Annotated in this window: 9 protein-coding genes; all 9 read left to right on the top strand. The window is 36.0% G+C overall.

Features of this window, described 5'->3' with window-relative positions:
• The first annotated feature begins 309 nt into the window (after nucleotides 1–309).
• On the top strand, nucleotides 310–690 hold the full coding sequence (locus E4F24_RS05340; RefSeq protein ID WP_140937642.1) for a nuclear transport factor 2 family protein: 381 nt from the start codon (nucleotides 310–312) through the stop codon (nucleotides 688–690).
• A gap of 8 nt (nucleotides 691–698) precedes the next feature.
• Nucleotides 699–1,049, top strand: a complete 351-nt coding sequence (locus tag E4F24_RS05335; RefSeq protein WP_140937641.1) for an MmcQ/YjbR family DNA-binding protein — start codon at nucleotides 699–701, stop codon at nucleotides 1,047–1,049.
• Nucleotides 1,036–1,194 carry a hypothetical protein gene (locus tag E4F24_RS13740; RefSeq protein ID WP_181182378.1) on the top strand — a complete coding sequence of 53 codons (159 nt, stop codon included), beginning with the start codon at nucleotides 1,036–1,038 and terminating at the stop codon, nucleotides 1,192–1,194. The genes E4F24_RS05335 and E4F24_RS13740 overlap by 14 nt, the downstream gene beginning before the upstream one ends.
• 716 nt (nucleotides 1,195–1,910) lie before the next feature.
• Entirely contained in the window at nucleotides 1,911–2,255 is a 345-nt protein-coding gene (locus E4F24_RS05330) for a protein-tyrosine-phosphatase (RefSeq protein WP_140937640.1), read from the top strand.
• A gap of 4 nt (nucleotides 2,256–2,259) precedes the next feature.
• Nucleotides 2,260–2,739: a hypothetical protein gene (locus E4F24_RS05325; RefSeq protein WP_140937639.1), complete on the top strand. Its 480-nt coding sequence runs from the start codon at nucleotides 2,260–2,262 to the stop codon at nucleotides 2,737–2,739.
• 218 nt (nucleotides 2,740–2,957) lie between these two features.
• A complete protein-coding gene (locus E4F24_RS05320) occupies nucleotides 2,958–4,313 on the top strand; it encodes a hypothetical protein (RefSeq protein ID WP_140937638.1) in 1,356 nt (451 codons plus the stop codon).
• 5 nt (nucleotides 4,314–4,318) lie between these two features.
• A complete protein-coding gene (locus E4F24_RS05315) occupies nucleotides 4,319–5,512 on the top strand; it encodes a hypothetical protein (RefSeq protein WP_140937637.1) in 1,194 nt (397 codons plus the stop codon).
• A gap of 170 nt (nucleotides 5,513–5,682) precedes the next feature.
• The gene (locus E4F24_RS05310) at nucleotides 5,683–6,123 is read left to right on the top strand and encodes a hypothetical protein (RefSeq protein ID WP_140937636.1); all 441 of its coding nucleotides are present in this window, start codon (nucleotides 5,683–5,685) and stop codon (nucleotides 6,121–6,123) included.
• A gap of 71 nt (nucleotides 6,124–6,194) precedes the next feature.
• A complete protein-coding gene (locus E4F24_RS05305) occupies nucleotides 6,195–7,220 on the top strand; it encodes a virulence RhuM family protein (RefSeq protein WP_140937635.1) in 1,026 nt (341 codons plus the stop codon).
• The last annotated feature ends 207 nt before the right edge of the window (nucleotides 7,221–7,427 follow it).

Genomic DNA, 7,427 nt, shown 5'->3' with positions numbered 1-7,427 from the left:
GATCTAAGCTCAGTTCGTAAAACAGCCGGGGAGTAAAGTCTTTTCGTCCTTGCATAATGAAAAATACTAAATATCAACCTGTTCATCAAACAAATTAAGCTATATTTGAGTTGTGCAACAAGCACAATGTATATACAAAATAGGCGAGATTGTAGTGATTTGAAGGGTTGTAGCCCGCTTTAGAATCGTAACGGTTTGATAAGTTTGAAGCCCGCAATCGCCTACTTTGCATATACTCAACGTTAGCGGTCATTGTAACGAACGACACAGCAACCATCAAACAGACGACATAAACATAAATAGAGCAATATGACAGAAGGTCAATTAAAAAAGCAATTTCAAGAAATTGAAGACAACTTCAATGTCGCTGTAATCTCTAACAGCGTTGACGAAATTAAAAAATGTGTAACAAGCGACTGGGTTCTTGTGGACAGTCAAGGCGGAATAATTCCGCAAGAAGGTTTTTTTAATGTTTTACAACAAGGACAACTTTCTCATTCAACAATGACGAAGGAAATTTTAAGAGTTAAAGTATATGGCGACATCGCATTAGTAACTGGTCGTGGACAGAATACTGGAATGTGGCAAGGACAACCTTTAGAAGCGGACGAATGGATTACAGACGTGTATAAGAAGGAAAATGATAAGTGGCTTTGTGTATTGACACATTTGACACCAGTAAAAAAATAGGTTAACAAATGGTATCAATTGACACTTTCAGAAAATTGGCACTTTCGTTTCCAGAGGCGACAGAAGAACCTCACTTTGAAAAAACGTCTTTCAGAGTGAAAAAGAAAATCTTTGCTACCTATGACGACATAAAGAAAAGAGCTTGCATTAAGTTATCAGAAATTGACCAGGATGTATTTTCTTCTGCCGACAGAACTATCATTTTTCCTGTTGATAATAAATGGGGCAAACAAGGTTGGACACTCATTGAAATGAACAAAGTGCACAAAGACTTATTTTTTGATGCTTTGAGAACAGCCTATTGTGAAGTAGCACCCAAAAAACTGGCTGACCAAATTAGAACGAATGACAACCAATAGACAAGAACAACGAACCGCTAACAGCACCTACAAGAAATTGGCGGTTCAATGGTTAAATGAAGCTTTGTGCTTCGTATCAAGTTCGGTGCTGGTAGACAGTTTTGTGCTTCATAATCGCCAACTTCTTGTAGCTGCAAAACGTTAGCGGTCAGCTTAAAAGACGACAACACAACAGACAAATAAATGTGGACGGCAATAAAAAATAATTACAAAACTATTTTGACTACAATAGGACTTTTTCTTGTTGGATGTGTAGTTGCGTTCTTATTTGAAGACTATTACCGACAACTTGTTAGGTTTTCATTCAAGTTTTTCAACGGAGACAACATTCAATATTTTGGCAAGAACTTCCACCTATTTGCGAGTGACAATTTTGTTGCTGGATTTGGACTTTTCACTTCGTTGACATTCTTACTTTTAAAGTTTTCTTCACGACCTAACAGAATAAAAAGAATTTGCGTGACAATTTTAATTTTCTTCGCAACGACAATTTTAATAACCGCTTTGGACAGCAAACGACTAATAATTGAATGCACAGCTTGTAATGACGGAATAAGACGACTACATTTCAATCAACCTTCATACGACAAGTATTTTATAATTAGTTTGACTACTGCTTTAGCTTATTTGTTGACGACATATTTATTAGAACGCAAACGACCGAGAAAAACAAATGAATCTATATAGACAGACAGAAAGCCGAACCGCTAACAGGCGTTTGGCAAAAAAGCGGGTTCAGTGTTTAAATGAAGCTTTCTGCTTCGTATCAAGTTCAGTGCTGGTAGACAGTTTAGTGCTCCGAAACCCGCCCGAACGCAAAGCCCGAAAACGTTATGCCCAATTTTAGGACGACCGACAACAATGACAAACAGACCGAACATACTTGTAGTTTGTGGACGAAATAAAAAGCGTAGTCGGACAGCCGAACACATTTTTAAAAATGACAATCGTTTCAACATTCGTTCCGCAGGACTTAGCCCAAAGAGTGACAGGAAAATTTCAGAAAACGACTTAAATTGGGCTGACTTAGTTTTTGTTATGGAAACTGGACAAAGAGCAAAAATTTGGGGACTTTACAGACATTTGGAACTACCTAAAATTGAAATTCTAAATATTTCAGACGACTATGAATTTATGAATGAAGAACTTGTTGAAATGCTAACAGACAGAATTAATGATACTTTGAAAATCAATTATCAAATCTGATTTAATGAGAAAACATAGAGGACTTAAACGATATTATAAAAACCTTGCAATCGAAAATGACCTTGACAAAGCAACGTGGCTTGACTTTGACAATCCCGAAACTTGGTTTGACAATTGGCATCTACATTTTGACTGGAAAGGCTACGGTAACGACAGTTTCAAAAGAAGAAAACCACATTTGGACAAATTGTTTAGACACTTTGACTTACTTGTTGACAAGACAAAAAAACTAAAAACAGATTTTCAACTATATTCCATTTTACTCGACTTTGACAGTTATAGTGACGCATTATTCTTGCACACACCTAATCCAAATAACAGTCAATTTCCTTTTAAAATTTCTGACTTGCAGTTAACAACGACACTGACAAACAAACAACTCAATGACTATATAAATAACCTGGACGGCTATGAAAAGTTATATGGACGAGCGGACGAAGCCTTCTGTTTAATATTCAAGAAAAATGTGGGACAACCTTTCTGACAGAAGAAAAACTGGGCATAACATCAGGTTGGCAATAGGCGGGCTGACGTGCTTCGATTGGACGGAAATGCAAAGTTCAACGTTCCGTTCTCCGATTGAGCTTTAGTGCTAAAAATCCCGCCCATCGCCAACCTGCCGGCCGTTATGGGCAAGTTTAGACGAACACGCCACGAAAAAAAAGTAACTTTGGAACAGCAACTTTTATAAATGCTTTGATTATGACAACAAAAGCAAAACAACTGGGGAAAGTAGCAATATTAGCATTATCGCTTTGGTACGGAAATGTTACTGCTCAAACAAAAACAGAAAAAGAAACCATACCTGTTAGCACAGGACACGCTTCTATTAGTGTGCAGGCGAAAAAAAATGGTTCAAGTTTAGAAGTATGGGTGTACAATAACAGTACAACTCCGTATAAGGTTAGTTTTACGGCAAATATTACCTTGCGAGGTGATAAAGGAGAATTTACAAAAACCATTTCGTACTCGGGAGAAATAGCACCGAATAAAAGTGATTATACAATGCCTGTTTACATCAGTTATGCCAATGCTACCACGACTGATGTCTATAACTCTTTAACTGACGGAGAAGTAAACAATTTCAAAGCAACCCCCATAGAAAAAGAAAATACTTCCGTATCATCTTCGGGTAATGCTTCATACAGCGGAAGCAATAATAATACTTCCACTACTACAACTGCTAACGAAACCCGCTACAACACCAATCCACAGGTAAAAGAAGCCGTAGAGCGACAGAACAGGCTTCAAAATTTGCAACAACAGCAGGAGCAACAACAAAAAGCCCAACAGCAAGCCAATTACGAAAAAGCAATCGCTTATGAACAAAAACGCCAAGAAAGCATACAGCAAACCAACGAAGTCGTTGGTGCGGTTACAGATGCAATAACAGACTATCTCAATCAGCAGGCAGAAGAGAAAAAACGCAAACAAGAAGCAGAAGAACGAAGATTAGAAAGAGAATACGAGCAACGAATGGCAGAGTACGAACGAAAAACAGCTATAGAAGCCAAAATAAACAACCGAAAAACTGCCATTGCTGAATTTCCCGTAAAAGACATACCGCTGGGTTCACAGGAAAAAGCTGTGAGCATTTACTATTTTGTGTATGCTTATGACAACACGATAAATAATGAATACGGAGCAACGGTTTATGTTTCCAATGTATTTGAAATTGGAAAATACAATGATGGTACACGGGCTTATACCTCTACCATAAAAAATGAAATCACCAATCTTACGCCTTTTGCCGAAGTGTTGCACGGTTATTACTATACACAACAGGAAGCCGAGCAATTACGCCAAACGCTTATTTCTATTTTGAAAAATAATGGAGTTGCCATAAATGAAGTAAACTATAAAGGAAAACCTGCGACAGTTAAAAATGCTGAAACTGAAAATACAACACCCAAAGCCAATCAATCTAAATACGGCAAAACCATAAACCTTGCTCCTGCCACACTTAACGACCCCACACCAAGCGAAGTACCTAAACAAAATCTGGAAAAAGCCAAAGAGAAAGAAAGCAAATACGGGAAAACCATAAAAATAGATTGAAAATTATGAAGAAATTAATCATTATCCTTTTTGTATTGGTATGCAACGGAGCGTTTGCCCAAAGTGCCATAGCCGATTTAAAATTTGAAGAAGCAGAAACGGCTTTTAATAGAGGTGCAAATACAACCACGCTTATAAAACTTGATGAGTTTGATAAAATCTATGGCTCTGTTACAGCAAAGTCGTTGTATTTAAGGATAATGACGCAGAATAAAATATTAAACAGAAGAGAGAGCTTTAGGTCATTGGGGTTTTCTTATAGTACTGCAAATTTAAATTCTCCCCTAACTGTAATTAAACCTTTTAGTGAAGGAATTAATACTGATATAAAAGAATTTGATATAGTGTTATCAATAGATGGAATTGAAATAAAAGAGACTAAACAAATCTTCACAGTTATTGAAGGAAAATATGGCAAAGAATACGATGGAGGAGATTATATCGAGTTAATCATTAAAAGAGAAAATACTGTCGAGCCAATAAAATTATACACCAAATTATTTGGAGGTTTTTATTCTAAAGAAGAAAACTATGAACTTTTAGCTTCACTTCGTAAAAATGCAAATGCTTACTTAAAAGCAATGGAAAGCGAGGGCTTAGATGATAAATACCGTGAGGTGTATGACATAAGCGAAAAACTAAAACAATACCCTGCCGATAAACAGGCTTGGTTGAAAGAAAAACAACGTATTGAAACGGAAAGAATAGCAAAAATTGAAGAGGAAAAACGTAAGGAAGAAGAACAAGATAAATACTATCGGGAAATTGCCCCAAAGATTGATGCGTGGGAATGGAAAGAGGGAATTAAAATAGGAGGCAATTTTAATGAACTGAAAACGCAATATCCTGATATGTATAAAAATTTCAGAAAAAATAAACGTTTATCATATTCAAATAGTTTGCTGTATGAAAATAAATATGATAATACCAATTCAATATCAAGCATCGCTGTAAACTCTGATGATATCATCACAACGTATAGTGTAAAAGTTGCTGCAGTGAGATATGCAGAAGACGAAACAGTACCAGTTAAAATTAAAGAAATGAAGCAATTTTTCAGAGATACTTTTGGCAATAATGTAATTTTTGAAAAAGAAACAATTAATCGCTTCGAAATAGGATCTCCATATAGCAACAACAAAATATCAATAAATGTTGGTGCGGAAGGTATCTATCTTCATAAAACCAAAACTAAGTAAAGCCAATATAAATTATGAAAACAAAATTACTTTTATTAGCAATGGTCTTTGGCTTTGTAGTGCAAAGTTGGGGGGCAAAAGATTGATGACAGAGCAACAGTCTTGGTTAATTCCCGAAAAATGGGATTAGTTGCTATCTGACACAAGTAAAATATGAAGCAGAATTTAAGATGTCCGCATTGGTAAATAATCCTGAATATGAAAAGCAAAAAGACAAAGCATCAGAAATGAATGCTAATTACAATATGCTTAAATTATCCATTGATAAACTAATTAACCAAATGTCAGCAGATTTGTATAATCGGAATTTTTTAAGATTATACAGAAGAACGGAGAAGTACATAAAAACAGGAAAAAATTTACCCGAAAAGTTTAAACAATACGAAACAGCTTTAAAAGAAATAGAAACATTAAGCGAGGTACTGTATTTAAAAGGTTATTCAAGTGCAATGGCGGGACCTACTTATGCAGAGCTATTTTCAGGAGGAACATTATTATTGAATGCTGTTAATAGTAATCGAGATTTCAGAAGAAAAAAGATAGAAGCGATAATTAGTATATTAACACAATTAAAATTGGAAGACATAAGTAAGCTAAAACAGGTTAAATAACAAATACTCTGTTTATGTTCGCCAAGCCTGTTTTTATTACCTTTGTGCTTTGGTTTTTCATTAAAAGATAAATGAGCAAAAAGAAACTGCAAATACGAAACAGCACAGCCGAATTTTTAATTTTCACCTCACAGGCAGGCAAAGACGGCATTGAAGTAAGGTTTGAAAACGAAACAATATGGCTTTCGCAAAAGTTAATGGCTGTTTTATTTGATTGCAGTACAGATAACATATCGCTTCACTTAAAAAACATTTTCAAATCGGGAGAACTTAATGAAAATTCAGTTGCCGAGGATTTCTCGGTAACTGCCGCAGACGGAAAAAAATATAAAACCAAGCATTACAATTTAGATGCGGTAATTTCCGTTGGCTATCGTGTCAATTCGCAAAGAGCTACACAATTCAGACAATGGGCAACTTCGATATTGCGGGATTTTGCTATTCGTGGCTATGTGTTGGATAAAGAGCGCCTGAAAAACGGAACATTCTTAAATCAGGAGTATTTTGACCACTTACTTGCCGAAATCAGAGAAATCCGAGCAAGCGAAAGACGGTTTTATCAAAAAATAGCCGACATCTATTCCACAGCCATAGACTATAATCCTGATACAGAAACTACACAGACATTTTTCGCAAGTGTTCAAAACAAATTGCATTTTGCCATTCACAAACAAACGGCAGCCGAAGTAATTGTAAAACGAGCCAACAGCGAAAAGGATAATATGGGTTTGACCACTTGGAAAAATGCCCCAAAAGGAAAAATACTGAAAACGGACGTTTCCGTTGCTAAAAATTATCTGACAGAAAAAGAACTAAAACAGCTTGACCGTTTTGTAACAATGTATTTGGACTATGCCGAAACACAAGCCGAACAAAACATTCCAATGACAATGGACGATTGGGCAAAAAGACTAAACGCATTTTTGCAATTCAACCAAAAGGACATTTTAACGAATGCAGGAAAAGTAACGCAAGCCATTGCCAAAGCATTTGCCGAAAGCGAATTTGAGAAATATCGTATCATTCAAGACAGACTTTTTGAAAGCGACTTTGACAAAGATGTAAAGCGGATTGGAAACAAAAAATCAAATGACTGATATAAAACCTGCCCATAACAGGGGTAACCGTTGCACAACCCTTATTTTTTCAAAATAAGATTCCAAAATCATAAAACCGGCCTCTTTAGGAGCGATTTTGGGGAGGTTTGTTTTTTAGTTACTGTTCAAAACCGTAGAATCCGGAGGGCTTAAAATCGAGTTTTTGAAGTCGTAAAAAAGGTTTTTTAGAAAAGCGTAGTTATTCTG

This window comes from Sphingobacterium lumbrici, assembly GCF_006476045.1.
Lineage (GTDB): Bacteria > Bacteroidota > Bacteroidia > Sphingobacteriales > Sphingobacteriaceae > Sphingobacterium > Sphingobacterium lumbrici.
Note: the sequence above shows the minus strand (reverse complement) of the source record. Positions and strands in the feature narration are given on the sequence as shown.